At 69.9% G+C, this 19,144-nt stretch carries 19 protein-coding genes and 1 pseudogene; 11 read left to right on the top strand and 9 right to left on the bottom strand.

What is annotated here, in order from left to right; genetic code table 11:
- Positions 1-105: 105 nt before the first annotated feature.
- The 4 genes from ABH935_RS38950 to mctP all read left to right on the top strand — a co-directional run bounded on the left by ABH935_RS38950 (position 106) and on the right by mctP (position 3,667).
- Complete coding sequence (locus ABH935_RS38950) at positions 106-747, top strand: hypothetical protein (RefSeq protein WP_370382994.1); 642 nt, start codon at positions 106-108, stop codon at positions 745-747.
- Positions 744-1,508, top strand: a complete 765-nt coding sequence (locus ABH935_RS38945; RefSeq protein ID WP_370382993.1) for a hypothetical protein — start codon at positions 744-746, stop codon at positions 1,506-1,508. Before ABH935_RS38950 ends, ABH935_RS38945 begins: the two co-directional genes overlap by 4 nt.
- A gap of 111 nt (positions 1,509-1,619) precedes the next feature.
- Positions 1,620-1,961, top strand: coding sequence for a DUF3311 domain-containing protein (locus ABH935_RS38940; protein WP_370382992.1), 342 nt, complete (start codon positions 1,620-1,622; stop codon positions 1,959-1,961).
- Positions 1,958-3,667, top strand: a complete 1,710-nt coding sequence (mctP, locus tag ABH935_RS38935; RefSeq protein WP_370382991.1) for a monocarboxylate uptake permease MctP — start codon at positions 1,958-1,960, stop codon at positions 3,665-3,667. Before ABH935_RS38940 ends, mctP begins: the two co-directional genes overlap by 4 nt.
- Before the next feature lie 66 nt (positions 3,668-3,733).
- Here mctP and ABH935_RS38930 read toward each other — a convergent pair whose 3' ends face one another.
- From ABH935_RS38930 to ABH935_RS38920, 3 genes are all read right to left on the bottom strand, one after another.
- On the bottom strand, positions 3,734-4,915 hold the full coding sequence (locus tag ABH935_RS38930; protein WP_370382990.1) for an acyl-CoA dehydrogenase family protein: 1,182 nt from the start codon (positions 4,913-4,915) through the stop codon (positions 3,734-3,736).
- 60 nt (positions 4,916-4,975) lie between these two features.
- The gene (locus ABH935_RS38925) at positions 4,976-5,566 is read right to left on the bottom strand and encodes a pyridoxamine 5'-phosphate oxidase family protein (protein WP_370382989.1); all 591 of its coding nucleotides are present in this window, start codon (positions 5,564-5,566) and stop codon (positions 4,976-4,978) included.
- 61 nt (positions 5,567-5,627) lie between these two features.
- Positions 5,628-6,323, bottom strand: a complete 696-nt coding sequence (locus ABH935_RS38920; RefSeq protein WP_370382988.1) for a PadR family transcriptional regulator — start codon at positions 6,321-6,323, stop codon at positions 5,628-5,630.
- Between the two features lie 79 nt (positions 6,324-6,402).
- Here ABH935_RS38920 and ABH935_RS38915 point away from each other — a divergent pair, with 79 nt between their 5' ends.
- Positions 6,403-7,380 carry an alpha/beta hydrolase gene (locus tag ABH935_RS38915; RefSeq protein ID WP_370382987.1) on the top strand — a complete coding sequence of 326 codons (978 nt, stop codon included), beginning with the start codon at positions 6,403-6,405 and terminating at the stop codon, positions 7,378-7,380.
- Here the strand turns inward: ABH935_RS38915 and ABH935_RS38910 are convergent.
- The 5 genes from ABH935_RS38910 to ABH935_RS38890 all read right to left on the bottom strand — a co-directional run bounded on the left by ABH935_RS38910 (position 7,373) and on the right by ABH935_RS38890 (position 13,914).
- Positions 7,373-8,119 carry a hypothetical protein gene (locus ABH935_RS38910; protein ID WP_370382986.1) on the bottom strand — a complete coding sequence of 249 codons (747 nt, stop codon included), beginning with the start codon at positions 8,117-8,119 and terminating at the stop codon, positions 7,373-7,375. The two genes, ABH935_RS38915 and ABH935_RS38910, sit on opposite strands and share 8 nt — an antisense overlap.
- Before the next feature lie 9 nt (positions 8,120-8,128).
- Positions 8,129-8,875: a DUF4097 family beta strand repeat-containing protein gene (locus ABH935_RS38905; RefSeq protein WP_370382985.1), complete on the bottom strand. Its 747-nt coding sequence runs from the start codon at positions 8,873-8,875 to the stop codon at positions 8,129-8,131.
- A gap of 686 nt (positions 8,876-9,561) precedes the next feature.
- Entirely contained in the window at positions 9,562-11,742 is a 2,181-nt protein-coding gene (locus tag ABH935_RS38900; RefSeq protein ID WP_370382984.1) for an alkaline phosphatase family protein, read from the bottom strand.
- 29 nt (positions 11,743-11,771) lie between these two features.
- On the bottom strand, positions 11,772-12,644 hold the full coding sequence (locus ABH935_RS38895; protein WP_370383007.1) for an acyl-CoA dehydrogenase family protein: 873 nt from the start codon (positions 12,642-12,644) through the stop codon (positions 11,772-11,774).
- Positions 12,645-12,771: 127 nt separating this feature from the next.
- Positions 12,772-13,914 (bottom strand): acyl-CoA dehydrogenase family protein, encoded by a 1,143-nt coding sequence (locus ABH935_RS38890; protein ID WP_370382983.1) that lies wholly within the window; start codon positions 13,912-13,914, stop codon positions 12,772-12,774.
- A 42-nt stretch (positions 13,915-13,956) separates the two neighbouring features.
- Here ABH935_RS38890 and ABH935_RS38885 point away from each other — a divergent pair, with 42 nt between their 5' ends.
- The 6 genes from ABH935_RS38885 to ABH935_RS38860 all read left to right on the top strand — a co-directional run bounded on the left by ABH935_RS38885 (position 13,957) and on the right by ABH935_RS38860 (position 18,718).
- Positions 13,957-15,165 carry an acyl-CoA dehydrogenase family protein gene (locus ABH935_RS38885; protein WP_370382982.1) on the top strand — a complete coding sequence of 403 codons (1,209 nt, stop codon included), beginning with the start codon at positions 13,957-13,959 and terminating at the stop codon, positions 15,163-15,165.
- Complete coding sequence (locus ABH935_RS38880; RefSeq protein WP_370382981.1) at positions 15,162-15,944, top strand: SDR family oxidoreductase; 783 nt, start codon at positions 15,162-15,164, stop codon at positions 15,942-15,944. Before ABH935_RS38885 ends, ABH935_RS38880 begins: the two co-directional genes overlap by 4 nt.
- A complete protein-coding gene (locus ABH935_RS38875; protein ID WP_370356067.1) occupies positions 15,937-16,536 on the top strand; it encodes a TetR/AcrR family transcriptional regulator in 600 nt (199 codons plus the stop codon). Before ABH935_RS38880 ends, ABH935_RS38875 begins: the two co-directional genes overlap by 8 nt.
- A 50-nt stretch (positions 16,537-16,586) precedes the next feature.
- On the top strand, positions 16,587-17,738 hold the full coding sequence (locus tag ABH935_RS38870; RefSeq protein ID WP_370382980.1) for an acetyl-CoA C-acetyltransferase: 1,152 nt from the start codon (positions 16,587-16,589) through the stop codon (positions 17,736-17,738).
- A 113-nt stretch (positions 17,739-17,851) separates the two neighbouring features.
- A complete protein-coding gene (locus ABH935_RS38865) occupies positions 17,852-18,319 on the top strand; it encodes a hypothetical protein (RefSeq protein WP_370382979.1) in 468 nt (155 codons plus the stop codon).
- 162 nt (positions 18,320-18,481) lie between these two features.
- Positions 18,482-18,718 (top strand): hypothetical protein, encoded by a 237-nt coding sequence (locus tag ABH935_RS38860; protein WP_370382978.1) that lies wholly within the window; start codon positions 18,482-18,484, stop codon positions 18,716-18,718.
- Positions 18,719-18,807: 89 nt separating this feature from the next.
- Here ABH935_RS38860 and ABH935_RS38855 read toward each other — a convergent pair.
- A pseudogene (locus ABH935_RS38855) lies at positions 18,808-19,077 on the bottom strand (cell division protein CrgA); the annotation flags it as partial.
- Positions 19,078-19,144: the final 67 nt, after the last annotated feature.

Genomic DNA, 19,144 nt, shown 5'->3' with positions numbered 1-19,144 from the left:
CGGTGCTCCGGCTGCAGTTTCCGCCGGCGGGCCCTTTCGGGATCAGGCTTCGGGATCGGGCTTCGGTATCAGGACCCTGGTGGGGGAAACGGAGGCGGCACAGCTGTGGTTCGCAGCAGATTCGGGCTCGGCGTCGCGGTGTGTGTCCAGGTCGCTGTGCTCGGGGTCGGGGCAGGTGTGTGCTTGGCCGCGGCGGCCGACGGGCACGCGTCCGTGGCGACGGCCGACCAGCCCGGAGATCCGCTCCCGACACCGATCGGCGAGGAGCCGTCGCCGCTTCCCACCGATCCGCTGCCGGTCGAACCGGGGCTGCCGTTCGGCTCCTCGTTCCACCAGCACCTGCCGTTGCCGAGCCGTCCCGCGCCGCCGCCCTCGACGCCGCCGCCCCCACCACCGCCCCGGCCGACGCCGCCCCCGCCACCGCCCGCACCGCCACCGCCTCGACCGACGCCGCGTCCGGTGCCGCCGCCTCCGCGGCCCACGCCGCGCCCCCGGCCGCCGGCGCCCCGGCCGGTGCCGCCGCCCCCGGTGGTGCACCACGTCGTGCCGCCGCCACCCCGGCCGAAGAAGAAGCCTGAGATCCCCCCGGCCGAGGCGGCGCCGCCGCCGGACCGGCCGGACCCGGGTCCCGACTGGGGCCTGACCACGCTCGTCGCCCTGATGGTCCCGGCGACCATCGCGGCGGCCGCCGCGGCCGGCGGGGCCGCGGGCGGACCAACCGGACCGGCCTCAGGAGGCAAACCGTGATGGTGTTCTGGGCGATCGTCGCCCTCGTCGTCGGCGTGATCGTGGCGGTCGGCCTGGCCCGGCTGCTCGGACGCTCCGAGCGGGCGGTCTCCGGATCGCACAACCCGCAGGCGCTGTCGGTGGTCGGCAGTGCCCTGCTTTCCTCGTTCATCCTGATGACCGCGTTCCTGATCGCCAGTACCTGGTCCACGTACAACACTGACCGTCAGCACACGTACGACGAGGCCCGTTCCGTGACCACGGCGTACTGGCTGGCCGGCAAGCTCCAGCCGGCCGACCGGGACCGGGTGCGCGCCGGGCTGACCATGTACACCAGCCAGGTCGTCGCCGACGACTGGCCGGCCATGGGCCGCCATCAGACCTCCGGCACGGCCGCGGCCACCCTGGACGGCCTGCGTGTCGCGGTGGGCGCGATCCACCCGGCCGCCGCCGCCGACGAGAAGAGCCGGGCCGACGTGTCCGCCGCGCTGGACGACATCAACTCCAAGCGGCTGATCAGGGCCGCGGACGTCAACTACTCCATGCCGTCGCTACTCTATTTCGCGCTCGTGATCGCCGCGCTACTGCTGGTGGCCTACCCGCCGCTGGTGGGGCTGACGGCCAACGGCCGCAATGTGGTGGTGTTGTCGGGTCTCGGCGCGATGGTCGGTTTGGGAATCCTCATTGTCATCGGGTTGTCGCACCCCTACTCTGAGCCGCTGGCCATCGCCCCGACCGCGTTCCGACACGCACTTGAGCAGTTCGCGCAGATCAACGGATGACGCCAGTACCATCCGTTACCGAGTCGTTGTCAACGAGCCCGTGATCGGAGCCGCGCCGGGCGACTAGATTTCGGCGCAGTTTCCCTACGTAAACGGGAGGGTTCTCGTCTCATGTCAGAGAGCGAGCTGAGTACTAGAGGGCCGGTGGTGACGCCGGCCCGCCTCATCGCGGCGGTCTGCGTCATCGTGCCCTTCGTCGCGGTGCTGTGGGTGCCGATCTTCGACAAGGACAAGCCAGAGGTCGCGGGCTTCCCGTTCTTCTTCTGGTGGCAGCTTCTGTGGGTCGCGGTGACGGCGGCGCTCATGGGGCTGGCGTACTTCGTGGTGCGGCGCGAGGAACTGGCGCGCAAGGCGGTGGCTGTCACGGCCCTCCAGGAGACACCGGGGACAGCCGTCGCTGAGACCTCCGAGGAACAGCCCGAGGAAGAGCCCGAGGAAGGGGATTCGGAATGAGGCCCCACCTGACCGCCTCGACGGTCCCGACCCCGGACGTCGGCACACACGGCATCAACAAGACCGAACTGACCGTCGTCATCTTCTTCTTCCTGCTGGTCTCGGTGCTCGGCTTCCTGGCCGCGCGCTGGCGCAAGGCCCGCGAGGCGAACCACCTGGAGGAGTGGGGCCTGGGCGGCCGGAGCTTCGGCGGCTGGATCACCTGGTTCCTGCTCGGCGGCGACCTGTACACCGCGTACACGTTCGTCGCGGTCCCGGCGGCGCTGACCGCGGGCGCGTTCGGGTTCTTCGCGGTGCCGTACACGATCATCGTGTGGCCGCTGGTGTTCCTGTTCTTGCCGCGGCTGTGGTCGGTCTCGCGCAAGCGCGGCTACGTCACGCCGGCCGACTTCGCCCGGGGCCGGTACGGCTCGAAGTCGCTGGGCCTGGCGGTCGCGATCGTCGGCGTGGTCGCGACGATGCCGTACATCGCACTGCAGCTGGTCGGCATCCAGGCCTGCCTGGACGTGATCGGGATCGGCGGCAAGGGCTCCTCGACGTTCGCCAAGGACCTGCCGCTGTTCATCGCCTTCGCGGTGCTGGCGGCGTTCACGTACACCTCGGGGCTGCGCGCGCCGGCGGTGATCGCGTTCGTCAAGGACTTCCTGATCTACCTGGTCATCATCGTCGCGATCATCTACATCCCGACGCGCGTCGTCGGCGGCTGGCACGGCATCTTCCACCTGGCCTCCACCGGTCCCAACGGCAAGACCAAGCCCGGTTTCCTGTCGTTGAACAACGCCAACGGCAAGACCAACGCCTTCCCGTACGCGACCCTCGCGCTCGGCTCGGCGATGGCGCTGTTCATGTACCCGCACGCGCAGATCGGCGTGCTGTCGACCAAGTCCCGCAACACGGTTCGCAAGAACCTGGCGGGCCTGTCGATGTACTCGCTGGTGCTGGGCTTCATCGCCCTGCTCGGCTACATGGCCCTGGCCGTCGGCTTCAACGGCACCGCCAAGGGACACCTCGGCGGCAACGCCCAGCGCGCGGTCCCGGCCCTGTTCGACGCGGTGTTCCCGTCCTGGTTCGCCGGCGTGGCGTTCGCGGCGGTGGCGATCGGCGCCCTGGTGCCGGCGGCGATCATGTCGATCGCGGCGGCGAACCTGTTCACCCGCAACATCTTCGTGGACTTCATCAAGCCCGACGCGACCCCGCACCAGCAGGCGCAGGTATCGAAGACGGTGTCGCTGCTGGTGAAGTTCGGCGCCCTGGCCTTCGTCCTGAGTCTGGACGCGACCAGCGCGATCAACTTCCAGCTGCTCGGCGGCGTGCTGATCCTGCAGACGTTCCCGGCGATCGTGATCGGCCTGTTCAACCGCTGGTTCCACCGCTGGGCCCTGGTGGCCGGACTGTGGACCGGCGTGATCTACGGCGTCGTGGTGGCCTGGCAGCAGAAGAAGTTCGCGGCCGACGGCAAGACCGTGCTCCAGCAGCACTTCGGCAACCAGATCGCGAAGGTCCCGGGTACGCACCTGTACGCGTACATCGCGATCACGGCGCTGGTGCTGAACCTGCTGGTGTCGGTGGTGCTGACGCTGGTGTTCCGCGCGGTGAAGGTCGCCGACGGCGTCGACGAGACCCAGGCCGCCGACTACACGGCTGACGAGGGCGACGCGGACCTGCCGAACCTGATCGAGGCCGAGCCGGCGCTCGCGGAGTTGTAGGGCTGGTGCGGTACACACGAAGCCCCGAGGCCTTGTGGCCTCGGGGCTTCGTGTGGCGGGAATGTTTCAGGCGGCGAGCCCGACGGCGCGGGCATAGCGCTGCCGGTGCCAGGCCGGGTTTCCGAACAGCTGCGAGGTGGAGTGCGCACGCTTGAAGTAGAGGTGGATCGGGTGCTCCCACGTGATGCCGATGCCGCCGTGCAGCTGGATCGCCTCCCCGGCGATGGTGGCGAACGCCTCGGAGCAGTAGGCCTTGGCCCGGGAGGCGGCGACGGTGAGTTCGTGCCCTGACGCTGCGGCGAACGCGGCGGCGTACGAGGCGGAGCGCGCGGACTCCAGGAGAACGAAGAGGTCGGCTAGGCGGTGCTTCACGGCCTGGAACGAGCCGATCGGCCGGCCGAACTGCACACGTTGCTTCGTGTAGGCGAGGGTCAGGTCAAAGGCACGTTGCGCGGCGCCGACCTGCTCGGCGGAGATCGCGACGCATGCGAGATCGAGGACGCGGGCCGACAGCGCGGGGTCGGCGCCGAGCGACATCGCCGGCGAGGTGCGGAACTCGACCCAGGCCTGGGGGCGGCCCGGATCAACGGTCTCGACTTCGCTGACCGCCGCATCGCCAGCAGCCACAACAAACATACCGATGCGCGAGCTGCCCGCATCCGAGGCGTGAGCCGACCAAGTGCGTATATCTGGCTCCAGCGCAAGTCCGGCGCGCGGATGCGGCTCTTGCACAAGCTCGGCGCGAGCATCCGGTTCTGGCGCGAGTCCGGCGCGCGTATCTGGTTCGAGGGCTGGCTTGGCGTGGTCTTGTATCTGTGCGGGCACTATGAGCAGGTTGGCTGTGCTGCCGTCGAGCACATGGTCCGCGGTCCCGGTCAGCCGCCAGCCGCTGGCTTCCTCAGTTGCGGTAACTCCCGAGGCTTCCCACGCGACCGCCGCACGCGTCGCACCCTCAGCGATCCCCGGCAGCAACTCCGCCTTCGCCTTCGCCGAATCCCCCGCCAGAATCGCCTGCGCCGCCAGCGTCGTGCTCAAGAAGCCGGGTACCGCCAACGCCGCGCCGAGCTCTTCGAGTACCACGTGCGTCTCCAGCACCGAGAAGCCCGCGCCGCCGTACTCCTCGGGAATCGCAAGGCCGAGCGCTCCGACCTGCTCGGCGAGCAGCCGCCACGCGTTGCCGCCGGCGGCCCGCTCCAGCAGCGTCCGCACCGTCCGCCGGAGTTCTTCCTGTTCGGGGTCGAAGCGCATGCGGCGGACCGTAGCGGCCTTCGCCTCAACCCGCCAGAGCGATCTCCGGACGGGAGCCGCCTACAACCGCTCCGACGTGACCTGCCCGCGCAGCGTCTCCACCGGCACCGCCGGCAGTCCGTCGATGCTCGTCGCGTTCTTGCGCGCCACGTAGTCGACGTGGAACTCCTCGTCGCGCCGTCCGAAGTACTCCGCGAGCAGGCGCCGGTCGCCCTTGTACTCCATGAACGGCACCGCGTAGCCGCAGGAGTCGCTGATGCGCGTCGCCTGGACCAGCACGATCGCGCGCGCCCCGGGATCGGCGGCGGCCGGGAACAGGCCGATGTGCTCCTCCCACCGGGGGTCGTCGCGCCACAGGACCTCGCCGGTGCCGTGGACGCGCACGATGTTCGGCGGCCCCTCGAACGCCACCCACATCACCGTGATGCGGCCGTTCTCGCGCAGGTGGGCCAGGCTCTCGGCGCCGCTGCCGGTGAGGTCCAGGTACGCCAGGCGGTCCGGGCCGAGCACCGCCAGCGAACCCAGGGTGCCCTTCGGCGAGAGGTTGACGTGCCCGTCGGCGGCCAAGGGCGCGGTCGCCACGAAGAACAAGGGCTGCGCCTCGATGAACGTGCGGAGCTTGGCGTCGATGACCTCGTGCACGGTAGCCATGCTTCGAGTGTCCACCGTGCCCGCATTCTGGGCAACGGCGTTCCGAATCTCGGACCTATGTTCAGTCCTTGTCGCTCAGGTTCGACGGTGTTCCCGGCAGCCGCGGAGCCAGCGACGGCGAATCCGCCGGCAACGGCACCGGCTCCGTAGCCCGCCCCGAAGCCGTCAGCTCGGCCAGATCCCGCAGCATCTGCTCGGCCAGATCCCGCTCCGCCGCGTGGTACCGCTCGGCCCACTTCAACGCGATCTCCGGGTACGCCCACGCCGTCTCCTCGTGCGCGGCCCCCGCGTCCACCGCGGCTTCGGCCCGCCGCCGCTCCGAGTTGTCGCGGTGCTCCGCCACGATCTCGCGCAGCCGCTCCGGCTCGGTCAGGTGCCCCAACCAAACCCGTAGTAGGACGCCGTGCTTCAACACCGGTACCTCGACCGGCGCCGTCCGTGCCCAGGTCCGCACCGCCTCGCGCCCGGCGTCCGTGATCGCGTACACGCGCTTGCCGCGCACGTCGTCCTGCATCACGGTCCGCGACGTCACGTACTCGTGCTTCTCCAGCCGCTTGAGTTCGCCGTAGATCTGGCTGAACGACGGCGACCAGTAGAACAACTTCAGCGACCAGTCGGCCCACTTCTTGATGTCGTAGCCGGACAGCTCCCGCTCGAACGACAGCATCCCGAGCACCGCCCAACTCGTCGCGGGTAGACGTGGATCGTCGGTGCCGGATTCGGTTTCCGCCGGTTCGTGCTGTGATTGAGGGGCCACGCGAGTAAGGGTAGTCAGATGGGTATCGTCCCGCATGACGCCGCGATGGAGACCGCCGGACGAAGAAGGACGAGACCCGATGACGCTCGACCCGCAGGCCCGCGCCATCGTCGACATGCTTACCGTGATCTTCCCCGACCTCGGCGGCACCGTCACCGACGCGGTCCGGGCGCGCGAAATCCTTGCTCTGGCACCGGATCTGCCGGTCTTGGTGCCGTTGCCGTCGGTGGTGGATCGGACCATTCCCGGTCCCGACGGCGCACCCGAGATCCCGATCCGGATCTACCGTCCCACGGCAGATCAGGATGCTGTGACGCCTGTCGTCGTGTTCTTCCACGGCGGCGGCTTCAGCATCTGCGACATCGCCGTCTACGACAACTTCTGCCGCGATATCGCACGCTCCACCGATGCGACGGTGGTCTCCGTGGAATTCCGCCTCGCACCCGAGACGCCGTACCCCGGCGGCCTCGAAGACGCCTACGCCGCGACCGCGTGGGTTGCCGAGCACGCCGCCGACCTGCGTGTAGACCCCGCACGGCTGGCCGTCGCCGGCGACAGCGGAGGCGGGAACTTCGCCGCGGTGGTGTCGCTGATGGCGCGGGATCGTGCGGCGCTCGGTTATCAGAGTCCGAAGATCGTGGTGCAACTGCTCGTCTACCCGTCGGTCGATCTGGTCGACGACGGCGCCGACTACCCCTCACGCGAGGAGAACGCAACCGGCTTCTTCCTCACGGCGAAGCACATGGCTTGGTTTCACGAGCAGTACGTGCAGGGCGCCGACGTCTCGGACCCCTACCTGTCGCCGATCAAAGCGCCGGACCACAGCGGCCTGCCGCACGCCGTCATCGTCACCGCCGAGCACGATCCGCTGCGCGACGAGGGCGACGCCTACGCCGGCAAGCTGGCCGCCGCCGGGGTGGCCGTGGACCACTTCCCGGTCGAGGGGATGTTCCACGGCTTCCTGAACATGCCGCATCCGACCGCCGCGAAGACCCGCGCCGCGGTGTTCGCCGCGGTGCGGGCCGCTCTCGGCTCCGACGCCTCCGGCGCTACTTGATCGTTACCCCGGCGTTGGTGGTGGTCACGTCGATGACGTTGTTGGATCGCCGGTCCTGCGGGTTCTGCAGGTTCGACTCGGCGTTCGTGGTCGAGACCTTGTCGTAGTACAGCGTGCGGCCGTCGGTGACGATGGTGACGCCCGCGTTGGAGGTGGCCGCCGTGATGGTCGTCGGGGCGCCGACGAACGAGGCCTTGATGCCGGCGTTGGTGGTGTTCATAACGGCGTCGCCCGAGCCGAGCTGCTGCGCCTCGATCCCAGCGTTCGTGCTGTGCAGGTTCACCGGGCCGGAGACGTTGTCGACGAAGATGCCCGCGTCGCTGGTTGTCACCTGTACGGAGACTGTCGGGGGCACCTGGATGTCGATGTTCGCCCAGCAGTCGCTGCGGTCGCAGTCCTTCGACAGCGTCAGCACGCCGTCGGCGTACTTCTGCGTCACCTTCGGGTGGGCGTTGCCGCTGAAGGCGTGCCAGGTCAGATCGGCCTTGCCGGACACCCCGGACCGCGTGGCGTCCCCGGTGATCCGGACGGTGCTGTTGCTGTCCTCGACCACGACCCGGGTGACCGGGCCCGCCTGGTTGATGGTCTGCTGCGCCTGCTTGCTGTCGATGGACCCGGACACGACCAGGGCCGCGGCGCCGCACGGGATGGCGATCGCGGCGACGACGCCGAGCAGCGCGACCGTGCTGACCCGGACGCCCGCGATGGGGCGGCGGGTCGGAGTGGGTTCAGTGCTCATGTCAGGCCTCTAACTGATCGTCACGTCGGCGTTGGTGGTGGTCACGTCGATCTCGGCGGCGGCCCTGCGATCCTGCACGTTCGTCAGGTACCGGAGGCCGTTGGTGGTGCTGACCGAGTCGTAGTAGGCGGTCTGCCCGTCAGTGGCGATGGTCACGCTGCCGTCGGTGGTGTTAGCCGCGATCCGGGTCGGCGCGCCGCGGAAGGAGGCGTTGATGCTGCCGTACGTGGTCTTGAAGGAGGTGTTCCCCGAACCGAGGTTCTCGGCGTCGATGCTGCCGTTGCTGGAGGTCAGGTCGACCGCACCGGTCACCCCGCTGACCTCGATGTGCCCCTGCGAGGTGGCGGCCAGCACCGAGACGTCGCGCGGCACCGTCAGCGTGATGTCGACGGGCCCGCAGCCGCCGCTGGAGCAGTCCTTGGTGAGCGTCAGCACCCCGTCCGCGACACTCTGCCGCAGCACCGGCCGCTTGCCGCCCTTCCCCTTCCACTGCAGCACGGCCTGCCCGTCCACCCCAGTGGCGCCGGCGTTGCCGGTGATCTGCACATCGCTCTCAGAGTCGGCGACCACGATCCGCGTGATCGGCCCCACGGCCGCGATCCCCACCTGGGCCTGCTGGTCACTCACCCGCGAGGACATCGCGAACGCCGCCGCCACGGCCGGCACACTCACGGCCACGATCACGCCGGCCATCGCGATGGTGCTGATCCGCAGGGCGCCGATCGGCGCGCGGGGCGGGGTGGCATCGAAGGTCATGAGGAAATGGTGGCTCGGGGGAGGGGGCTCGGGCGATGGGGGTAGCCCCACTTTTGGCAGGTGCTAAGACTACCTGCGGTGATCTTGGGACGGCGCTCGCGGCGGCGGCGAGGCCGGCGGACGGCGGTTCGGCGCGGCGATGTGGTGCGGTGCTGTTCGGCGCGGCGGCGCGGTGCTGTTCGGCGTGGCGGCGCCGTGCGGCGATGCGGCGCGGCGGCGCGGTGGTGGTGCGGCGGCGCGGTGGTGGTGCGGCGGTGCTGTTCGGCGCGGCGCGGCGATGGTGGTGCGGCAATGCGGTTCGGTGCGGCGATGCGATGCGATGCGATGCGGTGCGGTTCGGCGCGGAGGTGTGGTGTGTGGTGGTGCGGCGCGGCGATGCGGTGGCGGTGCTGTTCGGTGCGGCGGCGCGGTGCGGTGCGGCGGCGCGGTGCGGTGCGGCGATGGTGGTGCGGCGATGCGAAGCGGTGCGGTTCGGCGGCCGGGCGCGGTGCGGCGATGCGGCGCGGTGCGGTTCGGCGTGGCGGCGCGATGCGGTTCGGCGGTGCGGTGGCGGTGCGGCGCGGAGGTGCGGGGTGCGATGCGGTGGTGGTTCGGCGTGGCGGCGTCTATTGGCGGCAGCCGGGCAGGCGGCCGAACTCTCCGGCTGCCCACCCGGCCGACATCGCAGCTCAGCTCATTTCAGCTGCTCAGTCCTGATGCAGCTCGATGAGCGGGCTCCGTCCCGCCGCCGTCTTCGCGAACCCGACCGCCCACACCTGTCCGCCGGCCGTGCTCAGGCCGCCGAGGACGGTGTCGCCGCTGCCCGGGTCCGGTGCCGCGATCGGGTGCCAGCCGGTCGCGTCGTGGTGCGCCAGCGCCGGGACCTGCTTGCCGGCGGCGTCCGAGTAGTACGTGCCGGCCAGCCAGGCGTTGTCCTTGCCGGTCGCTGTGACGGCGGTCACGTCGCTGAACGGCGCGCCGAGGTTCGCGGCCGTCTGCTCGGTCCACACGCCGTGCGCGAAGTGCTCCACGAACGGCACCGCCTGGTGCGTGCTGTCGTCCGTCTGGCCCACGGCCCACACCTCGCCGTCCCGCACGCTCACGCTCTGCAGCAGCGCCGCGTCGGCCCCCGGAACGTGCACTTCGCTCCAGCACCGGCCGTCCCAGTGCAGGACCAGCGGCGTGTCCGAGTGTGCGTCGTCCCGCTGCCCGACCGCGTAGACCGAGTTCGGGCCGTCGGCGCTGATGCCGTACAGCTGGTTGCCGAAGGTGCCCGGGTTCGGCGTCGGGACCACCGACCATGAGCTGCCGTCGAAGTGCTCGATCAGCGTGCCGAACGTGCCGGTGCGGTTCTGCTGGATCCCGGCGGCCCACACGTCGTGGTCGTTGACCGCGGTCGCCGAGTACAGGATGTCGCGCTGCGCGTTCAGCTTCGGCGCGGAGACCACGCTCCAAGCGCTGCCGTTCCAGGCCTCGATGACGCTGTGCGGCAGGAAGTCCGCGCCGAGCGCGACGCCGACCCCGACCGCCCACGCCTTGTCCGGCACCGCCGCGACGCCGAACAGGGTGCCGAAGTTCGGGCCGGGGTTCGGGGTCGCGGTGGACGTCCACTTCGTGCCGTCGTAGTGCGCGGCCATGGTCAGCGTGGCGTCCTGGTTCGCGGTCGCGGCGTCCGGCAGGTAGTTGCCGACGGCCCACACGTCGTTCTTCGACACGGCCGCGACCGCGCCGAACGTGTTGTCCCCGGTGCCGATGTACGGCGCGGGCTGGACTGCCCAGCCGTTCTGGCTGATCGGGGTGTTGACGGTCGTGACCGGCTCGGACGGTATCGGAGTCGGCGTCGCGTAGCTCGGCACCGGGAGTGCGCGGTAGGCCTGCGCCGCGCTGCCGGTCGGCGCCAGCAGCGGCGTCAGCGGCCGGGTCGCGGCGTCGCACGCGTGCGCCAGGCAGCCCAAAGCGAAGTTCTGCTCGACGGTGTCCAGCAGCGAGTAGTGGTTGTACGGCGTGGCGTCCTGCGCGTTGCGCGGGCCGTGGCTGGTCACCAGCACCGTGGCGACCTGACCGCCACCGCCGGTGTTGTCGTCGCCCTCGTCGTAGGTGATGGCGACGGCGTTGTTGCCCTTGGCCCAGAACGAGGCCGAGGTGATCTTGTGCACCAACTGGCCGAGGTAGGCGTCGCCGGTCGCGACCAGGCGCTGGTCCTGCGGGTCCGCGGTCGCGGGGGCGCCGTTGTCGACGTTGCCGGAGTCCAGGCAGTACGGCGGGTCGCCGTGCTGGTCGTGGCACTCGTCGGGGATCACCCAGCCGAAGGCCGGGACGTCGCCGGAGGCCAGGTCCCGGTCCAGCTGGTCGACGGGGACCTGGTTGTTCCAGTCGCGCGGGTTGTCGGAGGTGGTGAAGTTCTGGATGCCGTCGTGCTTGGAGACGTAGAGCGGGTCCTTGTCCGGCGCGCCGTTGCAGTTGGCGGGGAAGCAGATGCCCTGATACCCGGCGTGGGGGAGGCTCTGCAGGTACGCCTTCCACGGCAGGCGCTTCGCGTCGAGCTGCGAGATCAGGCTCGGCTTGTCGACCTTCTGGGTGTAGTAGGCGTTGTCGCTGGTGACGGTGAAGGTGTCGCCGCCGAGCAGCCCGACGTAGTTCGGCTCGCTCGGGTGCGAGACGCCGGTGTAGTCGGTGGCCAGGCCGTACTGCTTCGCCAGGGCGTTCAGGTTCGGGGCGGCCGGGTTGCCGATCACGTCGGTGAAACCGTGGTTCTCCTCGACGATGACGAAGACGTGGTCGTAGTGGCCGGGGCCGGCGGCGGCCGAGGCCGTTGACGCGCCGGCCGGCACGACGGCGGCCGCCACCAGGGCTGCCGCCGCGAGACTTGCTCGCAATGTGAGGGACATGTCCTCACTGCACCACTAAGGGGTGAATATCAGAGGTCGCCGATATGGCGGAGCAGCCGATCGCGGTGGAAGGAGGGGCTTCCCCAGGCGGAGTGCAGAGCCCTGATCTTCTTGAAGTAGACGGACAAGTCGTACTCGTCGGTGTAGCCGATGGCGCCGTGGAGCTGGAGCGCGGCGCGGGCAGAGCGGTAGGCGGCGTCGCTCGCGGCGGCCTTCGCGGCGGAGACGTCGCCGGGGTCGGCGCTGAGCGCGGCGGCGAAGACGAGGGGACGCGCGAACTCCAGCCCGGTGTGCGCGTCGGCGAGGCGGTGCTTGACGGCTTGGTACTCGCCGATCGCGTGGCCGTACTGCACGCGCTGCTTGGCGTAGCCGACGGTCATGTCGAGCGCGGCACGGCCGAGGCCCAGCAGCTGCGCGGCGGTGAGGAGCGCGGCGGTGTCGAAGACGAGGTCGGCATGCGGGGGCAGGCCGGCGACCGGGAAGAGCGAGCGGGTCGGGTCCAGGGAGGCGACGGGTTGCGGATCGCCGGGAGGAAAACAGTTGTCTGCGATATCGGCGTTCGGCGCGTAGGGCGCGATCGGCGGAACGGCGGTGGTGGCGATCAGGCCGGCGGCGAGTTGTTCTCGCGCTGGAGGATGCGCGGTCGCGAACGCGAGCGATTCCGGATACGGGCCGGGGGCCGCGTGGTAGCCGACGCGCTCGACCGCCGCGCACAGCTCGACGGGGTACTCGCCGGCCAGGGAGTGCATGCCGATCGCGGCCAACCCGCGCCAGATTTCGAGGCCCGGCTTGGTGTCGCCGGCGGCCCACGCGCGAGCTGCCGCGACGCCGTTCGCATCGCGCAACAAAGAGTCGACCGCATCGCGGAAGTCGCGCTGCTCCTCGGTCAGAGCGAACCTCACCACGCCGCCTCCTCGGTCCGCGCCGGACCGCCGTCGCGCCGGCCACCCAAACCGGAGCTCACCGCGCCGCGCCGACTGCCCCGCGCTCGCGCCCGACCACCCGCGCTCCCGCCGCCCGAAGCCGCTCTCACCGCGCCCCCCTCGGCAACCCGAGCACCCGCTCGGCCACCACATTCCGCTGCACCTCGTTAGTCCCGGCGTAGATCGGCCCGGCCAGCGCGAACAGGTACCCGTCCATCCACGCCGAGTCCAGGCGCTCCGCGTCCGGCCCCAGCAGGTCCAGCGCCGTCTCGTGCATCGCCAGGTCCAGCTCCGACCAGAACAGCTTGTTCACGCTCGTCTCGGCCCCGAGCGTCCCGCCGTCCGCGATCCGCGCCGCCGTCTCGAACGTCGCCAGCTGGTAGGCCCGCGCCCCGATCCAGGCCTCGGCGACGCGGTCCCGGAACTCCGTCGGCCGCCCCGCCGCACGCCACAGTGCGACCAGGCGCGCGGCCGTGGCCATGAACCGCCCCGGCGACCGCAGATACAGCCCGCGCTCCTTGCCCGCGGTAGCCATCGTGACCTTCCAACCCTCGCCGACCGCGCCGAGCACGTCCGTGTCCGGGACGTACACCGAGTCGAAGAACAGCTCCGCGAAGCCCGGCTCGCCGTCGAACTGCGGGATCGGCCGGACCGTGATCCCCGGCGCGGTCAGCGGGAACAAGTAGTACGTCAGCCCCCGATGACGCTCGCCCTGCGGGTCGCTTCGGAACAGCCCGAAGCCCCAGTCCGCGAACGTCGCGCGTGAGGACCACGTCTTCTGCCCCGACAGCAGCCAGCCGTCGTCCGACGGCGCCCGCACCGCCGTCGAACGCAGCGCGGCCAGGTCCGAACCGGCCTCCGGCTCGGACCACACCTGCGCCCAGATCTGCTCGCCGGAGGCCATCGCGGGCAGGAACCGCGCCTTCTGCGCGGCGCTCCCGTGGTCCAGGATCGACGGCGCCAGCAGGTTGATCCCGTTCTGCGACACCCGCCCCGGCGCGCCCGCGGCCCAGTACTCCTCCTCGAAGACCAGCCACTCGGTGATCGAGGCGCCCCGCCCGCCGTACTCGGCCGGCCACGAGACCACCGAGTACCGCTCGTCGTACAGCTCCCGCTCCCAGCGCCGGTGCGCCTCGAAGCCCTCGGCGGTGTCCATCGACGGCAGCGGCTCCGCCGGCACGTGCGCGGCCAGCCAGGTCCGCACCGTCGCCCGGAACGCTTCCTCGGCCGCGCTGAAGCTCAGGTCCACACGGCCTACCGTACCAAGCAAACGATTGGTAGGGTAGGGTGCGTGGACGGGTTCACGCACGCTGCCGGCGCCGAGGACGAGGCGTTCCGTGCGGAGATTTTCAGGACCGAGCTCCGGGCGTGGCTCCACGACCATCTCACCGGCGAGTTCGCCGAGGCCAGGGGGCTGGGGGGCCCGGGGCGCGAACACGAGGCCTTCGACGTCCGCGTGAAATGGGACCGCCACCTCGCGGCACACGGCTGGACCTGCCTGGACTGGCCCAAGGAGTACGGAGGCCGCGCCGCCGGCGTCGCGGAGCAGGTGATCTTCCACGAGGAGTACGCCCGCGCCGACGCCCCGATCCGCGTCAGCCACATCGGCGAACAACTCCTCGGCCCCACTCTCATCGCCCACGGCACCGAGGAGCAGAAACAACGCTTCCTGCCGGGTATCCGCAGCGTGACAGAGCTCTGGTGTCAGGGCTACTCCGAACCCGACGCCGGCTCGGATCTGGCCAACGTCAAGACCACGGCCGTGCTCTCCGAGGACGGTACCGAGTGGATCCTCAACGGCCAGAAGGTCTGGACGTCGCTGGCGCACCTGGCCGACTGGTGCTTCGTCATCGCGCGCACCGACCCCTCGAAGCCGAAACATCGAGGCCTGTCATACCTCCTGGTCCCGATGAAGCAGCCCGGCGTCGAGGTCCGCCCGATCCTGCAGCTGACCAAGACCTCCGAGTTCAACGAGGTCTACTTCACCGATGCGCGCACCGCTGCAGCGAACGTCGTCGGGGGAGTGGATGACGGCTGGCGCGTCGCGATGGCCACACTCGGCTTCGAGCGCGGCGTGTCGACCCTCGGCCAGCAGATCGGCTTCCGGCGTGAGCTGGACGGCGTCATCGCGTCCGCGAAGCGCAACGGAACGATTGACGACCCGCTCATCCAGGACCGTCTCACGCGCGCCGCGATCGGTCTGGACGTGATGCGCCTCAACGCCCTGCGGTCCATGACCGGCCTCGCCGACGGCACGCCCGGCCCCGAGGCCTCGATCGCCAAGCTGGTCTGGGCCCGGTGGCACCGCGACCTCGGCGAGCTGGCGATGGACGTGCTCGGCGTGGCCGGCACCGTCACCGGCCCGGACTACGACCTCGACGAATGGCAGCGGCTGTGGCTGTTCAGCCGCGCCGACACCATCTACGGCGGATCCGACGAGATCCAGCGCACTGTCATCGCCGAGCGCGTCCTCGGCCTGCCCAAGGAGCCGCGCGCGTGACCGTGCCTTTGTATGTGGAGGGCCACAACCTCCTCGCCGGAAGGAACGTGGCCGTCACCGCCGCCGCCGGGACCGGCATCGGCGCCGCCGCCGCGCGCCGCTGCCTCGAAGAGGGCGCCCGCGTCGTCGTCAGCGACCACCACGAACGCCGCCTGGAAGAGACCCGCGCGGCGCTGGCCAAGGACTTCGGCGAGGACTCGGTGCACGCCATCGTCTGCGACGTCACCCGCGAGGAGCATGTCCAAGCCCTGATCGACGGAACCGCCGAGCGCTTCGGCGGTCTGGACGTCCTGATCAACAACGCCGGCCTCGGCGGCACCGCCTCCGTCCTGGACATGACCGACGAGCAGTGGCTGCGCGTCATGGACGTCACCCTGAACGGCACCTTCCGCTGCACCCGCGCGGCCCTGCGCCGCATGCGCGACCAGGGCTCCGGCGGCGCCGTCGTGAACAACGCCTCGGTCGTCGGCTGGCGCGCGCAGGAGGGCCAGGCGCACTACGCCGCCGCGAAAGCCGGGGTCATGGCGCTGACCCGCTGCTCGGCCCTGGACGCCGCCGTCTACGGTGTCCGGGTGAACGCCGTCGCCCCCTCGCTGGCCATGCACCCCTTCCTGGCCAAGGTCACGACCGACGAACTGCTCGCCGAGCTGACCGCCCGCGAGGCGTTCGGGCGCGCCGCCGAGCCGTGGGAGGTCGCGAATGCCATGGTGTTCCTGGCAAGCGACTATGCCTCCTACCTGACCGGTGAAGTCCTCTCCGTTTCGAGCCAACATGCCTAAACCCACAACCTCCGACCGCCGAGCCGAGCTGCTGACCCTGGCCGCCGGCCTGTTCGCCGAGCGCGGCTACAAGAACACGACGGTGCGCGACATCGCCGACGCCGCCGGGATCCTGTCCGGGAGCCTCTACCACCACTTCGACTCCAAGGAGACGATGGCGGACGAGATCCTGCGGACCTTCCTGGACGAGCTGTTCCGCGACTACCGCGCGATCATCGAGCGCGAGAGCGATCCGCGCCGCGCCTTCGAGCAGCTGGTCGACGCCTCCTTCCAGGCCATCGACCGCAGCCACGCGGCGATCGCGCTCTACCAGAACGAGGCCAAGCAGCTGCGCCAGTCGCCGCGCTTCGCCTACCTGGACGACACGGACCGCGAGTTCCGCGAGATCTGGCTGGGCACGCTGGAGAAGGGAATCGCCTCCGGCGCGTTCCGCTCCGATCTGGACGCCACCATGGCCTACCGCTTCGTGCGCGACACCGTGTGGGTTGCGGTCCGCTGGTACGTCCCCGGCGGCAAGCTCACCGCCGAGGCGGTCTCGGCGCAGTACCTCTCGATGATCCTCGAAGGGTTCCAGAGTAGGGACCAGCAGTAGGGACTCGCAGTAAGGCACCAGCAGTAGCCGGCAGGGAGAGTGACGCACGCATGGCTGAGGCCTACATAGTCGAGGCACGGCGAACCGCGGTCGGCCGCAAGAAGGGCGCGTTGTCCGCGGCGCATCCCGCCGACCTGGGAGCGCACGTCATCAAGGCGGTCGTGGACGCCGCCGGCGTGGATCCGGCGGCCGTGGACGACGTCGTGTTCGGCTGCGTCGACACCATCGGGACGCAGGCCGGGGACATCGCGCGCACCGCGTGGCTGGCCGCCGGGCTGCCCGAGGAGGTGCCCGGCGTGACCGTGGACCGGCAGTGCGGATCCTCGCAGCAGGCCGTGCACTTCGCGGCCCAGGCGGTGATGAGTGGGACGGCGGATCTCGTGGTGGCCGGCGGCGTGCAGAACATGTCGCAGATCCCGATCGCCGCGGCGATGACGGTCGCGACGCAGTTCGGCATCACGGATCCGTTCTCCGGATCGAAGGGCTGGAAGGCACGGTACGGCGACCAGCCGGTGTCGCAGTTCCACGCGGCCGAGCTGATCGCTGCGAAGTGGGACATCTCCCGGGACGAGATGGAGGACTTCGCGCTGGAGTCCCATCGGCGCGCTCTGGTGGCGATCGACGAGGGACGGTTCGAGCGCGAGATCGTGCCGTACGAAGGGTTCGCGGTCGACGAGGGTCCGCGGCGGGACACGTCCAAGGAGGCGATGGCCGGGCTGCGGACGCTCGTCGAGGGCGGCTGGCTGACCGCCGCGGTCTCGTCGCAGATCTCTGATGCGTCCGCCGCACTCCTCATAGCCTCCGAGGAAGCGGTGCGGACGCACGGACTCACGCCACGCGCTCGGATCCACCACATGTCCGTCCGCGGCGCAGACCCGATCTTCATGCTCACCGCGCCGATTCCCGCCACTGAGCACGCTTTGCGCAAAGCCGGCATGACGCTGGACGGCTTCGACCTCGTCGAGATCAACGAGGCCTTCGCACCGGTGGTTCTGGCGTGGGCTAAGGAGACCGGGGCGGATCTGGCCAAGGTGAACGTCAACGGCGGCGCGATCGCGCTGGGGCACCCGCTCGGCGCGACCGGCGCGCGTCTGATGACCACGCTGCTGCACGAATTGGAGCGCACCGGCGGTCGCTACGGTCTGCAGACGATGTGCGAGGGTGGCGGGCAGGCGAACGTCACCATCATCGAAAGGCTCTGAACTGCGGTGTCACAGCGGCCGGGAAACGTGCGCCGAAACGTGTGCGATCTGTGATGCTTATCAGTTCGTGAATCCCGTGACCGCGCTGATCCCCGGCAGTACTCTGAATAGCGATGAGCACGAATATGAAAGCCGGTGCCGCCGTCGCCGCAGTGGTGCTGCTGCTGTTTCTCATCGTGCGGCCGACGACCAGCTCGGGGCATCACTTCAAGGTGACCGCCACCGAGTACGACTGCAACGTCAAAATCGCGGACGACCCGCGGCCGCTGAACAAGGAAGTGTTGTCGACGGTCGCCGTCAAGTGCGCCACGCCGCCGAAGCAGACCTCGCTGGTCCTGCAACTGCAGTACCGCAAGGACAGCAGCAGCCCGTGGACGAACGACGGCGACGCCCGCGCGTTCACCGGCATCCCGGGACCGGACTACACGGACATCAACATCACGCAGCCGTGCAAGGCGGGCAGCTTCCGTATCGCGTACCAGTTGCAGGGCGTCGCGGCGGTGCTCGGGACCTCCATCCAGGAGCAGCAGCAGTTCGGCAGTAGCAAGGACATCAGCCAGTCGCAGTGCGACAACTCCTGAGGCCCAGCATCGCGCCTGTCTTGACGTACCCGGTCTGACCTGGCGTTCAACCGCGGGTGATCACCCACGCGGAGGTATCGGGGTGCGCCGACCCCCGGGCCTTCGTGCGAGCCTTCTTAGGGCACCCTTTGTGCCCGGTTGATCATTCGAAGGAGTACTCGCATGAGGAAGTTCGCCATGCTCGCTGTCGGCACCGCGTTCGCGGCCGGCGTCGTCCTCGTCCCGGTCAGCGCTGCCAGTGCGGCCGCCACTCCCACCGCCGGCGCTCCGGTCACGCAAGTCCATCCCCGGGTCTCCATTTTCGGCTGCATCAGCTCCGGCGGTCAGGTCCACGAGATCGCGCCTGGATACGGTCTCTGCATCGGCGGTTACGACGACGGTCAGCCGGTTTGGTGGTAACCGCATAGCAAGCCGGACTTCGTCCTCGATCGCGGATTCGGCATAGCCGCGGCACACGGGTCTCCGCGTCCATCGGGCGCGGAGGCCCGTCAGTGTTCGAGCCCTGATCTGCGTCCCGCGTCTCGCGCAGCCCGTACCTCTTGCCGCTTCTTCTCCAGCGGGTCGCCGTGCCACAGCATCGACAGGCCGATGAACAGGCTGATGAAAACGCCCACGATCGCGTAGTTCCACCCGCCGAGCGCGTGTTGTCCGGGAAGCGGGGAGAGGGTGTATGTGAGGATCCATACGGTGGCCAGAGCGAGGCAACCGAGGATCACCCCGCCGAACCACGGGGGCGAGGGCTTGTCATTCATGGCTCTCCTGTCAAGTTGGACCCTTGCCCTGCAGTGTGATGCGTGCCACTCTCATTGTGCAAGGGGTCCAATA

Origin of the sequence: Catenulispora sp. GAS73 (assembly GCF_041262085.1) — a bacterium.
Taxonomy (GTDB): Bacteria; Actinomycetota; Actinomycetes; order Streptomycetales; family Catenulisporaceae; genus Catenulispora.
Note: the sequence above shows the minus strand (reverse complement) of the source record. Positions and strands in the feature narration are given on the sequence as shown.